Origin of the sequence: Faecalicatena orotica (assembly GCF_003149245.1) — a bacterium.
Taxonomy (GTDB): Bacteria; Bacillota; Clostridia; order Lachnospirales; family Lachnospiraceae; genus Faecalicatena_A; species Faecalicatena_A orotica.
Window position 1 is genome coordinate 167,242 of record NZ_QGDL01000003.1, and the last position, 21,564, is coordinate 188,805.

The following is a 21,564-nucleotide window of genomic DNA, read 5'->3' on the forward strand; positions in this document are numbered from 1 at the left end:
TTTTATCCCCTTTTATGTCACTTAGATCTGTCCTATATCAGCTTTTTTTCCCTCATGCTGACATAACAGTTATTTCCGATTATAATATGGTCCAAAAGTTCGATCCCGATCAGCATGCCTGCCTCCTGTATCCTCTTCGTAATCAGAATATCGTCTCTGCTTGGAGCCGGGTCGCCGCTTGGATGGTTATGGAGCAGAATGATAGAAACGGCATTCTTCTGAAGCGCCTCCACAAACAGTTCGCGTGGCGAAATCACAGCCGAATTGACGGTACCTTTGGAAATATTGGTCTCCCCAATGAGCCTTGTTTTCGTATTGAGCAGCAGAAGTTTCATGCTTTCCTGCCTGCCGTGCCTCATATCTTCCATATAATATTGTGCGATGGAAGACGGAGTGGAAAAATTAAGCCCTGTCTGTGCCGTGGCCTTGGAGAGTCTCTTTGCCAGCTCGGACAGACATAAGATCTGGACGGCCTTTACTTTGCCAATCCCCTTGACCCGCAAAAGCTGTTCCAGTGTCCACTGATGGATATTTAAGATTCCTTCCTGAGAGAAAACCGGGTGGAGGAGCTTCTCTGCAAGACTTAAGGAAGTCTCTCCCCTTGTGCCGGTACGCAGCAAAACAGCCAGTAATTCAATATCCGTTAAATTACTCGCCCCAAACCTCGCGCACTTCTCGTAAGGCCTCTCTTCTTCCATCATCTCTTTCATTGTACTGTTCTCTTTCATTACATCATTCCCGACTGCGATGATTACAATACAATGACTTATTTTAGCATAAATTAAAATTCATGTATAGGTCTGCATTCTTAAAATTTTGTGAAGACAGTCTATTTAGGCCTGTATTTCAGGATGACAGCCTCCGCTGTTTTCATGCCGTCCATAGCCGCGGAAGTGATGCCCCCGGCGTATCCGGCGCCTTCCCCGCAGGGATAAACCCCGGGGATATTACTCTCAAACTCTTCGTTTCTGAATATTTTTACCGGTGAAGATGTACGGCTTTCCACACCGGAAAGTACAGCATCCTCTCTGGCAAACCCGTGAATCTTGTGGTCCATGAGCCGGATTCCTTCCTCCAGGGAGTCCCCGAGGCCTTCAGGGAAAATGGCACGCACATTGGCGGGTACAAAGGCCCCCTTGATCTGGGGTTTTACATCCCCGAACTGGTCAGACACCTGATTCGCACAGAAATCCTTAAAACACTGTACAGGCACCCTGCCTTGTCCCTGTTCCCATGCACGCTCCTCCAGCATGCGCTGGAACCGGATACCGGCCAGTGGATGTGCACTGCCGTAATCCTCAGGTGTAACCGTAACAATGACGGCACTGTTTGCATTGACCCCGCCGCGGTCATGGTAACTCATTCCATTTACCGCCAGACGGCCTTCCTCCGAGGAGGCATTGACCACATAACCGCCCGGGCACATGCAGAAGGTATAGGCCCCGCGGCCGTTTTCCAGCTGGGCCGTCAGTTTGTAGGAAGCGGCAGGGAGTTCCCCGGCTGCCTCTTTTCCATACTGGCACACATTCATCATGGCCTGCGGATGCTCGATACGCACCCCGACGGCAAAAGATTTCGCCTGCATGTCCAACTGCTTTTCATACAGCATGTGGAAGGTATCTCTCGCACTGTGTCCGACAGCCAGTATGAGAAGCTCCGTTTCGAGATATTCTTCTTGATTTACGATGATTCCTTTGAGCACCGGGTGGCCGTTCTGTGTATCTGGTTTCAGGTCCAGATCCGTGAGCTGCGTGTGGAAACGGATTTCTCCACCCATCGCTTCGATGCTCTGCCTCATACTCTTTACAACGTGGATTAAGATGTCCGTCCCGATATGTGGTTTTTGTTCATACAGGATACTTTCAGGTGCGCCGTGTGCCACGAATGTCTCGAGTACGAAACGGCCCCTTCCCTTTGCATCTTTTACAAGGGTGTTGAGCTTTCCATCCGAAAACGTCCCCGCGCCGCCTTCCCCGAACTGTACATTGGAAGAAAGGTTCAGCCGTCCGCTTTTCCAGAATTCCTCCACATCCTGCATGCGCTCATCCACACTGCCGCCCCGCTCCAGAATCAGGGGCCTGTACCCCGCTTTGGCGAGCAGGTATCCGCAGAACAGGCCCGCAGGCCCGCTCCCTGCAATGACCGGGCGCGAATGCAGTGATAATTCCCCACAGGCAGGTATCTCGTAGTCCTGTCTTACGACCTTAAGCACCTGATTCTTCATTTTCCGGAGAATACTGCTCTCCTGCTTTACTTTCACATCAATCGTATACGAGAAAAAGATGTCCGGCTTTTTCCGGGCATCAATGGACTGTTTTTGTATCTGGTAATCTAATAATGCATCCTTTTTTATATGGAGGTATTTTAAAATCTTATCCTCCAGTTCCTCCCGGGAATGCCCGGGACGCAGTTTGATCTGGTTAATCCTGAGCATGAGCTGCCTCCTTTCCCGTGAGATATCCGCTGGACCATGCCCACTGCAGGTTATAACCGCCGCAGACCGCATCCACATCCAGTATCTCCCCTGCAAAATACAGACCTTTCACATACAGTGATTCCAGAGTATCCGGGTTTACCTCTTTCGTATCCACGCCGCCTCTGCATACCTGGGCATGTTCAAACGAATTGGTTTCTGTGACTTCTGTACGGAAGTTCTGGATCAGTTCTGCCAGTTCCGAAATCTCCCTGTCATTTAAGTCCCCTGCCTTTCTGCCACGATCGATACGCGCAAGTTTCAGCCAGAGGTCCGAGAGTTTCTTATGGAACAGGCCGGTGAAAAATTCTTCCATTGTCTTTTGCGGCCGTGTGGAAATTCTTGTTTTCAGGAAAGCTAGGAACTGCTTTTGTGTAAAGTCTGGCATAAAATTCAAAACTGCCTCTACTTTTTTCTTTTCATACAGGCCGATAGCCGCATAACGGCTCACCTGAAAGACCGGGATTCCAGAGATTCCGTAATTGGCAAGCTGGATTTCCCCGGTGTCCCTCGCCTGACATTCTCCATCTGTATAGATGCTGACCTGTCCGTTCACCCTGACCCCTGCGATACTTTTATAGTATTTCTCCCTGCATTTTAGCTGCACGAGGGACGGGAGCACCGGGATCAGGTGGTGTCCAAGTTTTTTAGCCAGCGTATAACCAGAACCGTCGGAACCGGACGCGGGTGCCGCCTTGGACCCGGCAGCAAGGATCACTTTATCTGCTGTAAACTCTCCCTGATCTGTATGGATCCGGAATTTCTTTTTCCCGGGGATGATCTCCTGACATTCGGCCCCGGTGATAACGTGCACGCCTAACCGCGCGGCCTCCATCCTGAGTACATCCAGTACAGCAGATGCCTGGTCCGAATGTGGGTAAAGGTACCCGTTCCTGTTTTTCGAATAGATTCCCAGCTTCAGGAAAAAAGCGATGGTCTGCTGGGCGTTGAACTTCTCCACAATATGCCAGGGAAACATCATATTTTCGGAATGATAATAGATGGGTTCCTGTGCCAGATTTGTGAAATTGCACCGTCCGTTTCCGGTTGATAAGATTTTCCTGCCGACTTTGTCTTTATGTTCCAGAATAAAGACCTCCGCCCCTTCAGAAGCGGCAGTGACGGCTGCCATCAAGCCGGATGCACCGCCGCCGATTACTGCGATTTTTCTCATATGTGTCTCCTTACGTTTTTGCTGCTTTGTTTGTCAGGCCAGATATTCTGTTAATATCAGCCGTATCGCTTCTTTTTTCTGCTCAGATAAAGTCTCCTCATCCTGAACCGCCGCATAAGGAACAGGCTGTCCCGCGGATTCCCACCTTTTCTGGCGAGGTGGTTCCTCCGTCTGCTTCTCCTTTAGGAAACGGTGTGCGTATACATTATCCAGATAATCAGCCAGATAGGTTTCCACGCCTTTTATTTTATAAGCCTCATCCGAGAGCTGTGAGATGACGGAAATTGTAATCATTTCTGCCGCCCCGACAGCTAAATACTGGAACATGCCCTCACAGAAGCCATGTGCCATATAGTGGGTGGCAGCCCCCAGCACTGCCAGAATTCCGGAAAACCAGACCGTCTGTATCTCCAGCTGCCGCCATGTATGTATCCTGAACAAAAATCCCCGGTATTCGTACAGGTATTTCCGGATAAATGCAAGGACATTACTGACGGGACCGTACGTCCTGTATGCATGTCCATATTCAGAGAGAATACATTCCATCAGCCGGTGCCTGCTTTTAGACAGATTTCCCGCCGCTTTTACCAGACGGTGAAGGGTAAGCTGGTTTATGATCTTTGAGAGAATCCCGATGACGCCCACGGCAGCCATGAGATAAAAAATGATATTTGTGTCAGCAATTACATTGTACAACATAAAAGACCTCCTGTGTTTCAAATGATGTCAACCTAGTTTTCTATATGAGCCTATTATAGCCCAACACGGCAGGTCTTTCCTCATAAATCGTTCTACATAATATGCTAAAATACGTGGGATGAATGTCAGTTTTCCAGAGACTTTGCGGAAACAATGCCTGCATCCACAAGGTTCTGGAGGGATTTCAGGATGCCGAGCTTCGCATGAGGCCATGTCAGCCCGCCCTGAAAATATACAGCGTAAGGCGGCTTGATTGGTCCGTCGGCGCTCAGTTCGATGGATGATCCCTGCACGAATGCACCGGCTGCCATGATGACGTCACTGTCATACCCCGGCATTGCCCAGGGCTCGGGAGTCACGTAGCTGTCTACCGGCGCCGCGGCCTGAATCCCCTTGCAAAATGCAATCACACCCTCAGGGGTCCCGAGTTCAACCGCCTGTATGATGTCATGGCGGCTTTCATTTCCGTCCGGTATGACTCCAAAGCCCAGCTTCTCATAAATATTTGCCGCAAACACAGCGCCTTTTACCGCACTGCACACGACAGTCGGGGCGAGGAAGAAGCCCTGGTAAAAGGACTGCATAACGCCCAGAGAGGCTCCTACTTCTTTCCCGAGTCCCGGGGAAGTCAGGCGGTAAGCGCAGTTTTCAATCAGGTCTTCTCTTCCTGCAATATATCCGCCGATCGGGGCCAGTCCGCCGCCCGGATTTTTGATCAGGGAACCAACGATCATGTCCGCACCTACATCACTCGGCTCTCTTGTCTCGACAAATTCACCGTAGCAGTTGTCAACCATACAGATCACATCCGGTTTGATGCTCTTTACAAATGCAATCAGCTCACCGATTTTCTCCACGGAATAGCTGGGGCGGGTCTGATACCCTTTGGAACGCTGGATCGTGACCAGCTTCGTTTTTTCGTTGATTGCTTCCCGGATTGCGGGATAATCGAAGTACCCATCCTCCAGAAGTTCCACCTGGCGGTATGTAATGCCATACTCTGCCAGTGAGCCTTTGGACGGACGGATTCCTATCACTTCTTCCAGTGTGTCGTAAGGCTTTCCGACCGGGGAGAGCAGCTCATCGCCCGGACGCAGGTTTGCAGCGAGGGCGAGTGCCAGTGCATGGGTGCCACATGTAATCTGCGGGCGTACAAGGGCGGACTCGGTGTGGAAGGCGCTGGCATAGACGGCTTCCAGTGTATCTCTTCCCATATCGTTATATCCGTATCCACTTGCGTACTGGAAACACCCTTCACTGACACGGTTTTCCTGCATCGCATGGAGGACCTTCAGCTGATTATATTCAGCGGTTTCATCGAAAATTTTGAAACGTTCGGAGAGTTCATCCTCGATTCTTAATCCAAATTCCAGAGTTTCCTGTTTGATTCCTAATTTTTTGTATATCTGACTGATTTCTGAATTCATTTATCTAACCTCTATTCTTTTTCCTTTTGCACCCCATACATGGGGCGGAATCATCATGCTTCAGATGATCCCGCGTATCTTCAATTCTGAAAGCATCTGATCCAGAAGTTTTGTTTCCTCATATGCATAATCCTGCTTGTTTAGCCAGATCACGTCTCTTTCCCGTTTGAACCATGTGATCTGGCGTTTGGCAAAGTGTCTCGTATCCCGTTTAATGACATAGACAGCTTCATCAAGACTCATTTCACCGTCCAGGTAAGCAAGGATTTCTTTATACCCGAGCCCCTGCATGGATACCATACCTCGGGTATAGCCGCGTTCTTTTAAGCCTTTTACTTCTTCCACCAGTCCCTCTTCGATCATCTGGTCAACGCGCATGTCAATCCGTTCGTACAGGCGTGCCCTCTCGTCACTAAGGACGAAGTAAGCGGACCGGTACGGGGAAGACTTCTGCCGTTCTTCTTCATTATGCTCCGAGATCTTTTTCCCTGTCTGATGGTGGAACTCCAGTGCCCGGATGACCCGTTTCACATTGTTTTCATGAATGCTTCCGGCGGCTTTTTCGTCGATTTCCTTCAGCATCCCATGCAGAAATGCTGCCCCCTTCTCTTTTGCAAGACGCTCCAGTTCTTCCCGGTAACCGGTATCGCTGTCACTTTCCGTAAAATCAATGTCATAGAGCAGGGCCTGGATATAAAAACCTGTTCCTCCTACGACAATGGGGATCCGGCCCCTTTTGTAAATGCCTTCCATCGCCTCTTTTGCCATCTGCTGGAAACGCACGACATGGAACTCCTCGTCTGGCTCAAGCACATCGACAAGGTGATGGGGGACGCCTTCCATTTCTTCTGCCCGGATTTTCGCCGAACCGATATCCATATGTTTATACACCTGCATGGAGTCGGCGGATATAATCTCGCCGCCGACTGCCTTTGCAAGCCCGATGGATGCCTTTGTCTTCCCGACAGCGGTCGGGCCTGTCAGAATAATCAATGGTTTCTTCATGTTTTCCACCCTTAATTTCTATACAATTCTCTTAAACTTCTTTTCCAGTTCCCGTTTGGTCATGGAGATGATCGTCGGCCTGCCGTGGGGGCAGTGGTACGGATTCTCAAGCCCCAGCAGTTCACCGATCAGGGAATCCACCTCCATTGTGGAAAGGCGGTTATTCCCCTTGACTGCCGCTTTACAGGACATAGAAGCCACTTTCTCATCGATCAGCTCCGGCGTCATGGTCGTGGTTACCCCGTCTGCAAGGGAGTCCAGCATCTCCATGAGAAGCTCCTTCTTGGCAATACTAAAGAGATTATCCGGTACGGCACGCACCGCATATTCCTCGCCGCCGAATGGCTCGATTTCAAAGCCAATCCTCCGGAACCGGTCCATGTGTTCCTTTAACAGCTCCGTCTCCTGCATAGAAAGGCTTAAGATGATAGGGGGACTTAAGTACTGGGACGTAAACTCCCTGTTCTTCATCTCACGCAGTGTCCTTTCATATAGAACCCTCTCATGGGCGGCATGCTGGTCAATGATGTAGAGGCTGTCGTGAAACTCAACGAGCCAGTACGTGTCAAATACCTGCCCAATCAGCTTATATTCTGCCCTGATATCGCGCCGGAGCAGCTTTTCCTCGAAGAGGTTCATCTGTTTCCCGCTTCCGGGCAGGCTTTCCCCAGCCGGCGGTGCGGCCGTTTCTGGTTCAGGAGCCTTCTGTTCCCCGGTACTCTTCTGCTCTTCTATATGATAATTGCCGGTTTCACATATCCTATTCGTTTCCGGAATGCTTTTCGTCTCAGGGTTATTTTCCTTTTCCCTCCTGCTCTCAGCAGCCACTCGGATGCGGTCTTCCTGTTCTTCCGCCCGGTGTATCTGGCCGGGAGCCTTGATTTCGGCAGAGGAAGTTCTGTTATGGTAGGACAAGACTCGCTCCTTCATTTTCCTGAGAAAATAATCTTCGTCTTTCGTTTCCGGAAGGGGCGCCGCTTTTTGTACGGGGGAGGAAAGTCCTGCCGCCCCTGCTTCGGCACTGGGCCTTGCTTTAGGTTTCAGCAGGAAAGGGCTGTCCTGCTCGGGAGGCTGTACGGCCTTCTTCGGTTCTGGCACATCGACGACAGGAATCAGTTCCGGCTCGAGAAGTGTCCTGTGCACACCCTCGTAGACTGTATTGTAAACCTCCTGCTGCTTTTGGAACCGCAGTTCCATCTTTGTCGGATGGACGTTGACATCAATGTCTTCCCCGTCAATTTCAAAGTGCAGGACAACAAACGGGAACTTATGCTGCATGACAAAATCCCGGTAGGCGTCCTCGACAGCCTTGGAAATCATAGCGCTCTTGATATAGCGGCCGTTGATGAAAAAGTTCTCGAAGTTCCGGTTTCCACGACTGATAAGTGGTTTTCCAAGGAACCCTTTCATGTGGAGCCCGCCCTTCTCATAGTCCATCTCAATGAGGCTGGCGGCCACTTCACGCCCGTAAATGCTGTAGATGACATCTTTGAGTCTGCCGTTCCCCGCAGTGCGGAGCTTTTCCTGTCCGTTATTGATGAACTGAAAGGAGACTTCCGGATGGGAAAGGGCCAGACGCATCAGCAGGTCCTGAATGTGCCCGGCTTCTGTCATCGCTGTCTTCAGAAATTTCCTTCTGGCAGGGACATTGTAGAAAAGCTGGCGGATCAAAAAAGTGGTTCCGTCCGGTGCACCGGTATCCTCCAGAGACAGCTCCTGCCCTCCCTCAATGATATAGCGGGTCCCGAAGGTTTCTTCCCTTGTTTTGGTGATCAGCTCCGTCTTTGTGACAGCGGCGATGCTGGAAAGCGCCTCACCCCTGAATCCGAGGGAGGCGACATGGGTCAGGTCGTCCACGCTGCGGATTTTACTTGTGGAATGTCTCAAAAATGCGTTCGGTACATCTTCCCTCGGGATTCCGCTGCCATTATCTGTGATACGGATGAAAGATATCCCTCCCTCCTGTATCTCTACAACAACTGCGGCAGCCTTCGCATCTATGGCATTTTCCACTAATTCCTTCACAATAGAGGCCGGACGCTCAATGACTTCTCCGGCGGCGATCTTATCGATTGTAATTTGATCTAATACCTGAATATGCGGCATACATTCCCTCCTTTATCTTAGGTGCCGGCCGGCGGATGATCAGACACGCCCAAGGGCCCGGCCCTCCCGTAAAAAGGCAGAAGCCATTTTCTAAGGAAGGGTCAGACCCCTTTGCCTACCAGCGGTTTTTTAATTTATTCTGTAATCTGTAAATCGCGTTTAATGCATCAATCGGTGTCAGATTGCCTACATCCATGTTCTTCAATTCTTCCAGAACATCATCGTCTTTTACCGTATCAAAGAGGGACATTTGTGCAATATCAACTTCGTCATATTTCTTTGTTTTCGGTTTTTTTCTGGAATCGTGGTCTTTCACGGCAATCTCGCTTACACGTGTTGTAATATCTTCCTCACTTAATTCTTCCACGATTTCTTTGGCCCTGTCAATGACGATATCCGGGACTCCGGCAAGCTTCGCCACCTGAATTCCGTAACTCTTGTCTGCCCCGCCCTTCACGATCTTGCGGAGGAATACGATGTCGTCGCCTTTTTCCTTCACGGCGATACAGTAGTTGTTGACGTTTTCGATCTTCCCTTCCAGCTCGGTCAATTCGTGGTAATGTGTGGCAAAGAGTGTCTTTGCGCCCAAAAGCTTTGTATCTGAAATATATTCGACAACGGCCCATGCAATGGAAAGGCCGTCAAATGTACTGGTCCCGCGTCCAATCTCGTCCAGAATCAAAAGGCTTCTGCTCGTTGCATTGCGAAGGATATTGGCAACTTCCGTCATCTCCACCATGAAAGTACTCTGTCCTGAAGCCAGATCGTCAGACGCGCCAACCCTCGTGAAGATCCTGTCCACCAGCCCGATATTGGCACTGGCCGCCGGCACAAAGGAGCCGAGCTGGGCCATCAGGACGATCAGGGCGGCCTGCCTCATATAGGTAGATTTTCCGGCCATGTTCGGGCCGGTAATGATGGAAATCCGCTGTTTCTTATCGTCCAGATAGGTATCGTTGGAGATAAACATATCATTCGGAATCATCTTCTCCACGACAGGGTGCCTGCCATCCTTGATATCAATTGTCCCCTTCTCGTTAATCTTCGGGCGCACATAATTGTTCCGTTCAGCCACCAGCGCAAGGGATGCAAACACGTCCAGGGCTGCGACAGCCTTTGCCGTCTTCTGGATTCGCTCGACCTCTCCTGCGATGGTATCCCTGACAGTGCTGTAGAGGTCATATTCCAGTGCGAACAGTTTGTCCTCCGCTCCCAGAATCGTATCCTCCAGTTCCTTGAGTTCGGGGGTAATATACCGCTCCGCGTTTGCGAGTGTCTGTTTTCTTGTGTAGTAATCAGGAACCATATCCTTGTAGGAATTCGTCACTTCCAGATAATAGCCGAAGACCTTGTTGTACTTGATCTTCATGGTCTTGATCCCTGTCTTTTCGCGTTCTTCTTCCTCCAGCTTTGCGAGCCAGTCTTTCCCTTCTGACTTCGCGCGCCGGAGTGTGTCAACCTCCTCATGGTAACCGTCGCGGATGATCCCGCCTTCCTTCATGGCCAGCGGGGGATCGTCAATGATCGCATCCCGAATCAGCATACAGAGGTCTTCCAGCGTATCCAGATCTCCTCGGATCCCGGTAAGCAGGGGGGACTGCATTTCCTCCAGAATATAATGCAGGGAAGGCAGCATCTCCAGAGAGGTCTTAAAAGCGGTCAGGTCCCTCGGGTTGGCGGAACCGTATGTAATCCTCGTGATCAGGCGTTCCAGATCATAGACAGGAGTCAGGTATTCCCGGATTTCCTCCCGGGAGATCGCCATGCTTTTCAGCTCCTCTACCGCATCCAGACGTTTGAGGATCTCTTGTTTTTCAATCAGCGGCTGTTCCAGATACTTGCGGAGGAGGCGCGCCCCCATCGCTGTTTTGGTCTTGTCCAGCACCCAGAGGAGGGAGCCTCTCTTTTGCTTTTCCCTGAGTGTTTCTGTCAGCTCCAGATTCCTTCTTGTGGAACTGTCCAGCATCATGTACTTTGCCGTTGTATAAGGTGTAATATGCGTCAGCTGGGCCAGCGAATTCTTCTGTGTCTCAATCAGGTACTGCAAAAGAGCACCGGCACTGATGATTCCGCAGTCATAATCCTCCAGGCCGAGGCCTGCAAACGAAGAAACGTGGAAATGCTCCAGCAGCTTCTTCCTGCAGATTGCATCGTCGAAGTACCACGAATCCAGAGAATAGATCGTAATCCCCAGCCTGTTTCTCAAGTCTTCCAGATCCATGCCGCTCATGTAAAAGGATTCATTGCAAATGATCTCGGAGGGCATGAATTTATAGATTTCATCCATCAGTTTTGCACTGTCTTCCAGTTCTGTTACAAAATAATCACCGGTCGTGATATCAGCAATAGAGATGCCATATCTGTCGGCTATGTAAACGATACACATCAGGTAATTGTTCTTTGTCTCATCGAGGGCCTGTGGGGCCAGGTTCGTCCCGGGCGTCACGATTCGTGTAACCTCCCTTTTTACGAGTCCCTTGGCCTGCTTCGGGTCCTCCACCTGTTCACAGATGGCTACCTTATATCCTTTGGCAACCAGCTTATTCAGATAGCCGTCCACTGCATGGTAGGGAATGCCGCACATTGGCGCCCTCTCCTCCAAGCCGCAGCTTTTGCCAGTCAGTGTGATCTCCAGTTCCCGGGACGCGGTAACCGCATCTTCAAAGAACATCTCATAAAAGTCGCCTAATCTATAAAATAAGATGCAGTCAGGATAAGTTTCTTTTGTCTCTAAGTATTTCTGCATCATAGGGGTTAATTCTGCCACGTTATTACTTCCTTTCGCTTTTGTAATGGATAGCGGCTAAAGACGCTATCCAAAGTATATCATTTTTTAAAAAGTTGTGAAAGATAATTTTTCTCAGTAAAAAACTCTATAGCACATGAAAATGGGGCTTTGTTTCGCCATACAGCCAGTATAAAAGGTACCCGGTCAGCAGGATGCCAAGCAGGCATAAGCCCGAAAAAAGAATGGTGAAGGGGGCGCATATCTGCCCGAACAGCTGGAACGGCTGGTCCGAGTAATCCCATACATTCCATTTCAGCCATTTGTTGACTATGATTCCCGTGATGAATTCTCCTGCCGTTACAAATAATGTGCAGCGCAGCAGCTGGAGCCACAGTGGGTCCTCCCATTTGATCCAGAGTCCCTGCTGCCCAAAAAAGACAAGGCAGAGTCCCCCGAGTACAAACATGGACCAGTGTGAAAATCCTCTGAAAATCATCTCGAATGAATAATAAATTGTCCCGCCCAGTGCAAATAACACCAGATATTCGCTCACTTTCTTCACAGAAAAAACGTCCTCCTATATATCATTCCGGTCTGTTGCTGTCATTGATATATAGTTTGGACGTTTTTGCCTGAAATATAGTTGGAATTTATTCCTAATCTCCATACGGCATCCATTTTCTTTTATGATTCGCGTACCAGTTCTCCGATATAATAAAAACCTTTGCATTCTTTCAGTTCTACAGGTACGATTCTGCCAACCAGGCTTTCATCTCCCGGAAAATGTACGAGCAGGTTATTGCTCATTCTTCCGGTCATCAGGAACGAATCATGGTCATTCACAGTTTCGACGAGAACCTCCTGAATAGTATCCGTGTATATACTGCAGACTTCGCTGGAGATATGCTGCACCTCCTTTAACAGACGGTCAAAGCGGTCTTTTACCACGTCCGCCGGAACCTGGTCTTCCATTACCGCTGCGGGCGTGCCTGTCCGTTTGGAATAGATGAAGGTAAAGGCACTGTCATAGCGGACCTTTCTGACAACATCCATTGTCTCCAGAAAATCTTCCTCTGTCTCACCGGGAAATCCGACAATGATATCCGTAGTAAGGGAGATGTCCGGCACTGCGGCTCGGATTTTTTCAACCAGTTCCAGATAATGCTCTTTCGTATACCTGCGGTTCATCTTTTCCAGAATCCTTGAACTTCCGGACTGGACAGGTAGATGCAGGTGCCTGCATATTTTTTTCGAAGTTCTCATGACCTCGATCAGTTCATCGGAAAGATCTTTCGGATGGGAAGTCATGAAACGGATCCGTTCCAGTCCCTCGATTTTTTCAATCTCCATGAGGAGCTGTGCAAAGCTCATTGGGTGCTCAAGTGTCTTCCCGTAGGAATTGACATTCTGTCCGAGCAGCATAACTTCAACGACACCGTCATCGACAAGCCTGCGTATCTCGCGGATGATATCCTCCGGGTTCCGGCTCCTCTCCCGCCCTCTTACATAAGGGACGATACAGTAGCTGCAGAAATTATTGCAGCCAAACATGATGTTGACACCCGATTTAAAGGAATACTTCCGCTCACTCGGCAGGTCTTCCACGATCTTATCCGTATCTTTCCAGATATCAATGACCATCCGTTTCGATTCCATGCGGGTTACAATCAGCTCGGCAAACTTAAAGATGTTGTGGGTTCCGAAGATCAGATCCACAAAACGGTAGCTTTTCTTTAATTTTTCAACTACCTCAGGTTCCTGCATCATGCAGCCGCAAAGGCCGATCATCATGTGCGGGTTCTTCTTTTTCACCCTGTTTAACTGTCCCAGCCGCCCATAGACACGCTGGTTGGCGTTCTCGCGGACCGTACAGGTGTTGTATATTACAAAGTCTGCTTTTTCTTCATCCGGTTCTTCCACGTAGCCGATCTGCTCGAGAATGCCGGAGAGCTTCTCAGAGTCTCTGGCATTCATCTGGCAGCCGAAAGTGGTCACACAGAAGGTCAGCGGCCTTCCGGCTTCCTGAGACTGCTTTTTTAAATATTCTTTTGCCTTTGCGATAAAATAGTACTGTCTTTCCGGCTCTCTGGCCGGAGCCCCTTTTGACGGGTCAATCGTCGTATAATCAATCGTGTTCATATGTATGAATCCTCTTCTATCATTCATTCGTTATGTAGCAATGGTGCATGTCAGATAAACTGGTTCCTCCCTGCATCATATTCATAATCAATCATTTTAAGCCTGCCGGACAGTTCTGTTCTTGATATATCCATATCATCACACAGATCGTCCAGTGTCCTGTAATAATCTCTGAGCTTTGTGTTAATGATACCGAGCAGAATGACCGGGTCAGCCGGAAGTTTGTTTAACATGTGTATATCTCCCTTTCTGTTATAATCATATCCGGACGGATGTCATGTTCCCTGGATGGGATGGAGTCCAGACATTGTATGGAATAAGCCAGTGCGATCGTCCGGTAGTCAGGATGGCGTTTAAGATAGGCATCGTAAAATCCTTTTCCATAGCCGATGCGCCGCCGGTTCTTATCAAAGGCAACACCGGGCATGACCACCAGCACATTTTTACCAGAATCAGGATTCCCGGCAGGTCTGTCTTCATCCGGTTCCGGAATGCCGAAATATCCTTTTTTCAGATCAGCCAGACTCTCTATATAGAAAAACTCCATCCGCATAAAGGGCCCGCTGTCCGTAAGAATTTTCGGAACGGCAAGCTTCCTGCCCGATTTCCAGACATGTTCCAGTATCCCGTATGTTATGACCTCTTCCTCAAAGGAAACATAACAGTATACCTCGTCTGCCTGTTGGTACAGCGGCTGATCAAAGAGCCTGTCCCTGATCAGGGCGCTGTATTTAAGCCGCTCATCTTCAGGAAGGGCGGCTCTCTTTGATCGGACTATTTTTCTAATTTCCTTTTTTGATTCCAAACTTCTCACCCAGATTCGTGACGCTTCCGTCTTTTTCCTCAATGTCAATTCTGTCGAGCTGGCTGCGGAGATTTCTCCGAAAGGAATCCACATACTCCTGACGCAGGATCTTCTGTTCCTTTTTTTCGGCATCAGTCAGCCCTTCAGCCTTTGATTTCCTGTATAATTCATTAATTCGTTTAATCTTTTGTTCGTCCATTTGTATCTCCTTTTTGTAAACCAACCTTTATATTACACTATTTGATACCATTCGTCTACTTGTCAGCTCGAATAATTTTCTAAAAATCCGTAAAGTGCTTCCTCTGTTTCCATATATTTCGCACCCCTGATTTCCTCCTGCACTTCCTCGGGCAGGTCTGTAAGCGGAATATTGGTAACCTCGAAAATGGTCTTCTTATCATAGAGATAGACTACTACATAGCCGTGCAGTTCACATATATAGTATCCTTCGTTCTTAGTTGCTTCACCTTTTGTCGTGACGCTCTCCGTATTTTGTTTAGGAATCTCGGACTCCACCCTGGCCTGCTGCCTGTCCAATGCAAATTTATAGCTTAACTGGTAACCAATCCCGATTGCGGAAACAAGCAGGAACACACCCGCAAAAAAGCCAATACAGTATCTCGGTTTCATAAGGATCCAACTCCTTTTTTACATACAGTATTGGCTTTTTATATAAAAAATATACAGTTTTACACTTTTTCATTATCCTTCTTTACGAGGAAGAAGGTGGAAGCGGCGGCAGATTCTTAAAAGCTTATAACCCTGCGGCAGATCCTTGATGTCCTGTTCCGTAAGCGTTCCCAGTTTCAAAATACTAAAGGCGTATACAGCCACGGCTGCAAGGACGGATATCATCGTTGCCACGACGCGCCCCGGGAACACGATAGCCAGCACAAGATGCACGGCATAAGTCACGATACCCATGATCACGGCGGCGATCAGCGGTTTGACAAAGGTCCGCTCCATCTCCTGCTTATAACCACTCGCCTTGCCGATTGCCCTTGCATTTAAGAAACACATGCAGACGGCGAAAACGATATTACTTCCAACCAGTGCGTAAATATTCCATTTAAAAACAACGAGCATGAGCAGTAACGCAGCGATATGTATAACAAGTGAAATCGCCGCGTTCTTTGCGGGCGTTGAAATCCTGTCCAGTCCCTGCAGAATGGAGTTGGACACGGTGGACCAGCAGTAGAATACTACGGTAACCGCCCCCAGGGAAAGGAGAAGCGCCGGTGTTTTGCGGGAGTCATTAAATAAAAGTACCATAAGTGGTGAAGCCAGCACGACAAAACCTACAAAACACGGAATCGCCACCAGCATGGTAAACCGGATGGTCTGGCTGATCTTACCATGTATCAAAGTCTTATTGCCTGTCGGGACAGCCGCCGTCAGACTCGGGATGACAGATGCCGCCAGTCCGTTCGCCATAGCCATTGGAACATTAATCAGGGTATTATACTTCCCGGTATAGATTCCCTGGAGCGCCATATACTCCTTCTCGGAAAATCCCTGTGCAGCCATAATTTTATTAAAAAGCGTCAGGTCAATTAACTGGTTGATATTATAGATTGCCGTACTAAATATAACCGGAACCATAGTAAGAAGCAGGATCTTCAGGATACGGCTGTAACTCTCCTGCCGTCTCGTCCTGTCCGTTTTAAGCTGCCGGCGGATGACATTCTTGAATGCAAATAAAGCAAAAAGCAAAAACAGGAGCCCTGCCAGTGCACCCATAATTGTACCAACGGTTCCACCTGCCGCACCGTAGGCGGGTCCTAAGAGTTCTTCGTTATTTTTTTCGGCGGCGCCTGCCCCGATTTTAAACAGCACACTTGCCCCGACCAGACTGATCACGGCATTGATGATCTGTTCAATAACCTGTGACACCGCAGTCGGGACCATGGTCCCGAGTCCCTGAAAATACCCGCGCAGCACACCCATGACGGATACAATGAACAGGCCGGGAGCCAGTACCTTCAATGCATATACACTCAGCGGGGATTCCATCAGGTGTGTGGAAATGGCATCCGCGCCGAAAAAGATGAAAAGTGCCACGACGGCGCCTATCACGATCGAAAATGCCAGCGCACACGTAAATACCCGGAAAGCATTCCTGCGCTGCCGCATTGCCATTCTGGCGGAAACCAGTTTGGAGACAACGATCGGAAAGCTTAAAGAAGAAAGGAGCAATGCAAGGGAATATACCTCAAATGCATAACCATAAAATCCGTTTCCTTCATCCCCGAGTATATTTGCAAGCGGAATCCTGTATGCAACACCTATAATTTTGGTGAGCATGGCAGCGGCGGCGAGTATGGCTCCCTGCATCAGGAAATCATCTTTTTTCTTCTTTTTATTCTTATGTGTTTCAGCCATAAAGTCCTCCGTTTATTCAGCTACCGTAATATCTGAATCTTTTCTAAGATCTCTCTCTGCTTCTGTTCCATCTGGATGCGTTCGTCCTCCTCCATATGGTCATAGCCAAATAAGTGTAACATACTATGGGCGATCAGGAAAGCATATTCTCTCTTCGGAGTGTGGCCGTATGCTTCTGCCTGTGCAAGGACCTTATCTTTGGAAATCACGATATCCCCCAGCATAAGCTCCCCGGATTCCGGATTGAAGCTGTCCCCCGGATTCTCTTCGAGGCCGGAAAAATCTCCCGGTGTGCCATATTCCAGCATCGGAAATGACAGGACATCTGTTGCCCTGTCAATCTGGCGGAACATCTGGTTCATCTCCCTGATATCTTCATCGGTTGTCAGAAGCAGATTAATCTCCGCCTCATAAGGACATCCTTCGTATTCCAGTGCAGCCTCTATGACAAGCTCTGCGGTTTCTTCAGTATCAAACGGCAGTCTGACTGCCCCTTCTTCTTCCATGTATAGACTCATTACTTTCTCCTTTTGCCGCTGTTTCTCCTGCCATCCTTATTACCCGGCCGGATACTTTTCTTTTCATATTCTTCATATGCCTTAACGATCTTCTGCACAAGCGGGTGTCTCACGACATCCTTGCTCGTCAGTGTACAGATACTGATATCGTCGATATTTTTTATGACATTAACCGCTACATCGAGTCCTGAGACTGTTCCCGGCGGCAGGTCCTTCTGTGTGGTATCGCCTGTGATAACAACCTTGGATCCAAAGCCGATACGGGTCAGGAACATCTTCATCTGTGCGGGGGTTGTGTTCTGCGCTTCATCCAGAATAATGAAGGCATTGTCAAGCGTGCGCCCTCTCATATAAGCCAGCGGGGCAACCTCAATCAGCCCTTTTTCAGAATTCTTCAAAAAGCTTTCGGCCCCCATGATCTGATACAGTGCATCGTACAGTGGACGCAGGTAAGGGTCTACCTTGCTCTGCAGGTCCCCCGGGAGGAATCCCAGCTTTTCTCCTGCCTCGATAGCCGGACGGGTCATGATAATCCGGCTGACCTCATTGCTTTTAAAAGCTGTAATCGCCATTGCCATCGCCAGATATGTCTTTCCGGTCCCGGCCGGCCCTAGGCCAAAAGTAATCATGCGGCTGCGGATCGCATCCACATACTTCTTCTGCCCGAGCGTCTTAGGCTTGATTGGTTTGCCCTGAAGTGTATGGCAGATCAGGTCCCTGTCGATCTCCACGATCCCTTCTTCCTGGTCTTCAAAGACAAGGGATATGGCATAGTCTACATTCTGTTCCGTAATCACGTTTCCGCGCCGGGATAACTCAGTGAGCTGTTCCAGTACCCTCTTTGCCTTTTCGGCGGCATGTCCCTCTCCTAATATTTTTGTCTGTCCGTCACGGGCGATTAATGTGACGTGAAATGTGCGCTCCATCTTTTTCGCATATGCATCAAACTGGCCGAATACATTTTTCTCGTGTTCGGCCGGTATGTCAATCATCAGTTCTGCCAGACTCATCCTGTTTTTTCCTTTCCATATATATTCTATGTGTATTTTAACACTATTTTTCTTAATTGGAATACCCTTTTCCAGTATTTCCTAAGAAAAAAGAATTAAATTTTCTTTTAATTATTTTCACATTCATTTTATTGTATAACTTTTTCACCCGGATATGTATGATTTCAAAAATTTGTCATAAATCAGGTTGATACCGCTGGATGAAATTTTCTATGAGAAAAAATTAATTTCTAAGATATGTACAGATTGAAAATACTTTCATCGGTGCTAATAAACTGTAACCTTTAATTAATACAAATAATATATCAGATAATTTATTGTGCTTTCATATTATTGAATAACAATATATAAAATGGTATAATAAATATAAGTAATAAGTAAAATGTTTATTGTAAATGAAAAGGGAGGGCAAAGAAATGGGAACTGAAGTTTTAACAAATAAAAAGTATGATTATATTTGCCGCTATCGTCCTAAGGCTTCCGGATCTGGCAGGGATGAATGCAGGGAAATATATCTATCCCGGCAGCAGGCCGCATTATTAACCCTCCTGCACAGGACAAAAAGTTTTCCGGTATTCAGGCTCATGAATATGTATGATACAAGCCATGTATACGCCGAAATGTCAAAAGACCCGTTTTATGTCACCAGTGACATGGAAACGGATGAAGAGATACTCGAATCCTCAGAAGATCTGAGGTATCTGTGCGGGCTAGGACTTTTGGAAATGGATTTCGGCGGGAAGGATAAGATTTATGTCTATCATTCTCTGGAGGATGGGGAATTTTTTAAGACAATCTTACAGAAATACAGCGAAATATCACATGTACACCCACTCATCCACAGAGGCGTTGTCCGTCTGACAGAAGACGGCAGGACGACAGAACTGATCTGCAGAAGGTAAGTCTGCCCCTGCCATGCAAAAAGACACCTGTGTTTCGAAAAAGCACAGGTGTCTTTTTGCAACTAATTGCCTTAGATCATAAGATCTTTCTTTTCTAGAATCGCTTCCACTGCCGCACAGGCCGGGCAGTCACAGTATTTTGCCCCGGCAGCCTTAATCTCGCGGGCGTGTGCCGCTACTTCTTTTGCCTTATCCGCCCCGAACACCTGGGCCCCGGCTTCAGACTCTGCAAATCCGATCAGATTGTCGACCGGCATAATATCCTCTTCCAGTTCTTCTATATACTTTCTGGTTTCTGCGGCCTCCCCTTCTGTGCCGACGGCATCCAGCCATGCCAGAGCCGCAGCCTTTGTCTCACTGCTGCATGTCGGTGCGTCCACTAATTCGTGTGTCTTCTCAACAACGTAGTTCAATACTTCCTTGTCCATAATTAACACTCCTTTTCTTCCAGAACTTTTCCTATATTTTACCATACTTATCCGGGTAACGCAATTTGAACCTCTTTCCTATTCAAAACCCTATTCAAAACAAGAGAACCAAGCGTTACCATGCACGTCTGGTTCTCCTTTATAGGGATCATTCCTGTGTTTCTTCTGTTCCATCCGAAGTCTTATTCTCAATCTGCATGATTTCGGTGTCCTTCTCCTGTGTGATCCGCTCATTCAGGTATAAGATGCCTTTTGCTGTTGCCGTGTCCTGACCGATATGTATTTTCACACTGTTATCTTTCATCTGGACATCCTTCTCTTCCAGATCTTTGGAGAACAGGCTGAAGTTTTCACTCAGCTGTTTCTGGAGGTCTTCTTTTGTGTGTGGTTTCTCTTTGGAGGTGTATGATCTAACAATCTTACTGCCGTAAGATACAGGGAGGTAGAAATTCTCACCTAATTTCAGCTGGTGCTCCTTTGTGTACATCTCCCATTCTTTATAATCATTCTTCAGTGTGCCGACTGAGAGTATCCGGGAACCGATTTTTAGATAATACAAGCGTCTCTGGGACTTCTCATAGTATTTCTTTTTATATTTTGTGCTGATTGTATCCTCGTAAGCCATCTGTGTATCCGCAAATATATCCGCATCCGAAGTCTGGTACTGGTAGTCGATGACTTCGCCTGCATCGTTCATGACCTCGATCCTGCCGGACACGAGGATGTCGCCTTTTGCGACGGTATCTCCGACATGCACCATCGGGACTCCCGTCCGGGTGATGATACTGGTAATCACACCGTCTTTCGTTGCAACCAGGTCTTTCGGCTCCTTCGGCTGAGCCTGGCTGCTCTCGGTTTTTGGGACTTCTGGGGGAGTGGAATCGGAGGAGGCACTTTTAGGGTCCGCATCCTCTCCGTCCTCCCGGAACGTATCTTCATTTTCCTTGATCTGGATACGGAGCCGGCTGCCGTCAATGGATGCAGATACCCAGACGATATCGTCGTACTCTTTTCGGATTTCTTTTACGATCTGTGCACAGTCAACCTGTTTTTTCGGCATATGGGGAGTGACCTCTTTCGTCTCGAGAAATTCAAGCAGCGTCTCGTTTGTCCATTTTTCGTTTCCCTCAAAATGAATGTCCCAGATAAAGCTGGAATACAGGTATAAAAGCCCGAGACAAAGGAAGAAGCTGATAAAAAACAGCTTCCGCTTCCGGTACCTCTGCAGAAAAAAAGGAAGACCGGCCCTGCCTGTCAGTACCACTCTTGTATGCGTTTTACGGACGATCGGTCGAAGCTTTCGAAAACCTTTGAGGCTCATATACATCTCATACGCATTGCCGCAGGGAGTCAGTCCCCATATATAAATTTGATGGTGGCTGCACAGATTTAAAAAGCGTTCGGGGGAATATCCCTCGACGCGGACCTTTACATAGCCATGTACATACCGGATGATTGACTGTATCACAGTTTTTCTTACCTCACTTACAATATTCTAGCGAACAAATTCTGCCTGTAATCTTCATTTCATCGTTGGTATAATACTCTATTTGAAGGTTTTTCCCCTGAAGCCGGATCTGGCACCCTTTGGTCTGGACACGGATCAGGACATCCGTGTATTCAATGATGCCGCGGTAATTTTCGATGCAGACTTCCTGACAGCCCACGATTGTGACAACGGCTGCACCGAGGACTACATCCTTTGGCATACTTGCAGCAGATGCCAGTTTTTCTTTGAATTTTTCGTTATCTAAATCTCTGCCCATAT

The 21,564-nt window shown here is 48.2% G+C and carries 21 protein-coding genes; 1 reads left to right on the top strand and 20 read right to left on the bottom strand.

Annotated features, from left to right (window positions below; all coding sequences use genetic code 11):
* Positions 1-32: 32 nt before the first annotated feature.
* From radC to A8806_RS06630, 17 genes are all read right to left on the bottom strand, one after another.
* Positions 33-728: a RadC family protein gene (gene radC / locus A8806_RS06555; protein ID WP_109730387.1), complete on the bottom strand. Its 696-nt coding sequence runs from the start codon at positions 726-728 to the stop codon at positions 33-35.
* Positions 729-829: 101 nt separating this feature from the next.
* Positions 830-2,434 (bottom strand): NAD(P)/FAD-dependent oxidoreductase, encoded by a 1,605-nt coding sequence (locus A8806_RS06560; protein WP_109730388.1) that lies wholly within the window; start codon positions 2,432-2,434, stop codon positions 830-832.
* On the bottom strand, positions 2,421-3,647 hold the full coding sequence (locus A8806_RS06565) for a BaiN/RdsA family NAD(P)/FAD-dependent oxidoreductase (RefSeq protein WP_109730389.1): 1,227 nt from the start codon (positions 3,645-3,647) through the stop codon (positions 2,421-2,423). The genes A8806_RS06560 and A8806_RS06565 overlap by 14 nt, the downstream gene beginning before the upstream one ends.
* 33 nt (positions 3,648-3,680) lie before the next feature.
* Positions 3,681-4,346, bottom strand: coding sequence for a hypothetical protein (locus A8806_RS06570; RefSeq protein ID WP_109730390.1), 666 nt, complete (start codon positions 4,344-4,346; stop codon positions 3,681-3,683).
* A gap of 125 nt (positions 4,347-4,471) precedes the next feature.
* Positions 4,472-5,773, bottom strand: coding sequence for a methionine gamma-lyase family protein (locus A8806_RS06575; RefSeq protein ID WP_109730391.1), 1,302 nt, complete (start codon positions 5,771-5,773; stop codon positions 4,472-4,474).
* A gap of 60 nt (positions 5,774-5,833) precedes the next feature.
* Entirely contained in the window at positions 5,834-6,778 is a 945-nt protein-coding gene (gene miaA, locus A8806_RS06580; protein WP_109730392.1) for a tRNA (adenosine(37)-N6)-dimethylallyltransferase MiaA, read from the bottom strand.
* Positions 6,779-6,796: 18 nt separating this feature from the next.
* Complete coding sequence (mutL, locus tag A8806_RS06585; RefSeq protein ID WP_109730393.1) at positions 6,797-8,884, bottom strand: DNA mismatch repair endonuclease MutL; 2,088 nt, start codon at positions 8,882-8,884, stop codon at positions 6,797-6,799.
* A gap of 115 nt (positions 8,885-8,999) precedes the next feature.
* Complete coding sequence (gene mutS / locus A8806_RS06590) at positions 9,000-11,651, bottom strand: DNA mismatch repair protein MutS (protein WP_330405278.1); 2,652 nt, start codon at positions 11,649-11,651, stop codon at positions 9,000-9,002.
* Between the two features lie 106 nt (positions 11,652-11,757).
* Positions 11,758-12,174: a putative ABC transporter permease gene (locus A8806_RS06595; RefSeq protein WP_109730394.1), complete on the bottom strand. Its 417-nt coding sequence runs from the start codon at positions 12,172-12,174 to the stop codon at positions 11,758-11,760.
* Between the two features lie 122 nt (positions 12,175-12,296).
* Complete coding sequence (miaB, locus tag A8806_RS06600; RefSeq protein WP_242995970.1) at positions 12,297-13,751, bottom strand: tRNA (N6-isopentenyl adenosine(37)-C2)-methylthiotransferase MiaB; 1,455 nt, start codon at positions 13,749-13,751, stop codon at positions 12,297-12,299.
* 50 nt (positions 13,752-13,801) lie between these two features.
* A complete protein-coding gene (locus A8806_RS06605; protein ID WP_109730396.1) occupies positions 13,802-13,984 on the bottom strand; it encodes a DUF4250 domain-containing protein in 183 nt (60 codons plus the stop codon).
* Positions 13,978-14,556, bottom strand: a complete 579-nt coding sequence (locus tag A8806_RS06610; RefSeq protein WP_181368609.1) for a 5-formyltetrahydrofolate cyclo-ligase — start codon at positions 14,554-14,556, stop codon at positions 13,978-13,980. Before A8806_RS06610 ends, A8806_RS06605 begins: the two co-directional genes overlap by 7 nt.
* Positions 14,534-14,755: a DUF896 domain-containing protein gene (locus A8806_RS26100; protein WP_181368610.1), complete on the bottom strand. Its 222-nt coding sequence runs from the start codon at positions 14,753-14,755 to the stop codon at positions 14,534-14,536. The genes A8806_RS06610 and A8806_RS26100 overlap by 23 nt, the downstream gene beginning before the upstream one ends.
* A gap of 62 nt (positions 14,756-14,817) precedes the next feature.
* Positions 14,818-15,186: a hypothetical protein gene (locus A8806_RS06615; protein ID WP_109730398.1), complete on the bottom strand. Its 369-nt coding sequence runs from the start codon at positions 15,184-15,186 to the stop codon at positions 14,818-14,820.
* A gap of 72 nt (positions 15,187-15,258) precedes the next feature.
* Positions 15,259-16,938, bottom strand: a complete 1,680-nt coding sequence (locus A8806_RS06620) for a putative polysaccharide biosynthesis protein (RefSeq protein ID WP_109730399.1) — start codon at positions 16,936-16,938, stop codon at positions 15,259-15,261.
* Between the two features lie 20 nt (positions 16,939-16,958).
* Positions 16,959-17,456, bottom strand: coding sequence for an rRNA maturation RNase YbeY (ybeY, locus tag A8806_RS06625; RefSeq protein ID WP_109730400.1), 498 nt, complete (start codon positions 17,454-17,456; stop codon positions 16,959-16,961).
* Positions 17,456-18,466 (bottom strand): PhoH family protein, encoded by a 1,011-nt coding sequence (locus A8806_RS06630; RefSeq protein WP_109730401.1) that lies wholly within the window; start codon positions 18,464-18,466, stop codon positions 17,456-17,458. Before A8806_RS06630 ends, ybeY begins: the two co-directional genes overlap by 1 nt.
* A 416-nt stretch (positions 18,467-18,882) precedes the next feature.
* On the opposite strand from A8806_RS06630, the gene A8806_RS06635 reads away from it, so the two are divergent.
* Positions 18,883-19,368, top strand: a complete 486-nt coding sequence (locus tag A8806_RS06635; protein WP_109730402.1) for a hypothetical protein — start codon at positions 18,883-18,885, stop codon at positions 19,366-19,368.
* A gap of 71 nt (positions 19,369-19,439) precedes the next feature.
* Here the strand turns inward: A8806_RS06635 and A8806_RS06640 are convergent, their stop codons facing one another.
* The 3 genes from A8806_RS06640 to A8806_RS06650 form a co-directional block, all read right to left on the bottom strand.
* A complete protein-coding gene (locus A8806_RS06640; RefSeq protein ID WP_109730403.1) occupies positions 19,440-19,796 on the bottom strand; it encodes a molecular chaperone Hsp90 in 357 nt (118 codons plus the stop codon).
* Between the two features lie 148 nt (positions 19,797-19,944).
* The gene (locus A8806_RS06645; RefSeq protein ID WP_181368611.1) at positions 19,945-21,264 is read right to left on the bottom strand and encodes a sporulation protein YqfD; all 1,320 of its coding nucleotides are present in this window, start codon (positions 21,262-21,264) and stop codon (positions 19,945-19,947) included.
* 13 nt (positions 21,265-21,277) lie between these two features.
* Positions 21,278-21,562, bottom strand: a complete 285-nt coding sequence (locus tag A8806_RS06650; RefSeq protein WP_109730404.1) for a YabP/YqfC family sporulation protein — start codon at positions 21,560-21,562, stop codon at positions 21,278-21,280.
* Positions 21,563-21,564 lie beyond the last annotated feature (2 nt).

What these genes read in the sequence shown, in the direction of transcription:
- mutL (WP_109730393.1), bottom strand. Translation starts at nt 8,884, where the DNA reads ATGCCGCATATTCAGGTATTAGATCAAATTACAATCGATAAGATCGCC.
- A8806_RS06570 (WP_109730390.1), bottom strand. Translation starts at nt 4,346, where the DNA reads ATGTTGTACAATGTAATTGCTGACACAAATATCATTTTTTATCTCATG.
- A8806_RS06640 (WP_109730403.1), bottom strand. Translation starts at nt 19,796, where the DNA reads ATGGACAAGGAAGTATTGAACTACGTTGTTGAGAAGACACACGAATTA.
- miaB (WP_242995970.1), bottom strand. Translation starts at nt 13,751, where the DNA reads ATGAACACGATTGATTATACGACGATTGACCCGTCAAAAGGGGCTCCG.
- A8806_RS26100 (WP_181368610.1), bottom strand. Translation starts at nt 14,755, where the DNA reads ATGGACGAACAAAAGATTAAACGAATTAATGAATTATACAGGAAATCA.
- ybeY (WP_109730400.1), bottom strand. Translation starts at nt 17,456, where the DNA reads ATGAGTCTATACATGGAAGAAGAAGGGGCAGTCAGACTGCCGTTTGAT.
- radC (WP_109730387.1), bottom strand. Translation starts at nt 728, where the DNA reads ATGAAAGAGAACAGTACAATGAAAGAGATGATGGAAGAAGAGAGGCCT.
- A8806_RS06620 (WP_109730399.1), bottom strand. Translation starts at nt 16,938, where the DNA reads ATGGCTGAAACACATAAGAATAAAAAGAAGAAAAAAGATGATTTCCTG.
- miaA (WP_109730392.1), bottom strand. Translation starts at nt 6,778, where the DNA reads ATGAAGAAACCATTGATTATTCTGACAGGCCCGACCGCTGTCGGGAAG.
- A8806_RS06565 (WP_109730389.1), bottom strand. Translation starts at nt 3,647, where the DNA reads ATGAGAAAAATCGCAGTAATCGGCGGCGGTGCATCCGGCTTGATGGCA.
- A8806_RS06575 (WP_109730391.1), bottom strand. Translation starts at nt 5,773, where the DNA reads ATGAATTCAGAAATCAGTCAGATATACAAAAAATTAGGAATCAAACAG.
- A8806_RS06630 (WP_109730401.1), bottom strand. Translation starts at nt 18,466, where the DNA reads ATGAGTCTGGCAGAACTGATGATTGACATACCGGCCGAACACGAGAAA.
- A8806_RS06650 (WP_109730404.1), bottom strand. Translation starts at nt 21,562, where the DNA reads ATGGGCAGAGATTTAGATAACGAAAAATTCAAAGAAAAACTGGCATCT.
- A8806_RS06615 (WP_109730398.1), bottom strand. Translation starts at nt 15,186, where the DNA reads ATGAAACCGAGATACTGTATTGGCTTTTTTGCGGGTGTGTTCCTGCTT.
- A8806_RS06635 (WP_109730402.1), top strand. Translation starts at nt 18,883, where the DNA reads ATGGGAACTGAAGTTTTAACAAATAAAAAGTATGATTATATTTGCCGC.
- A8806_RS06560 (WP_109730388.1), bottom strand. Translation starts at nt 2,434, where the DNA reads ATGCTCAGGATTAACCAGATCAAACTGCGTCCCGGGCATTCCCGGGAG.
- A8806_RS06605 (WP_109730396.1), bottom strand. Translation starts at nt 13,984, where the DNA reads ATGTTAAACAAACTTCCGGCTGACCCGGTCATTCTGCTCGGTATCATT.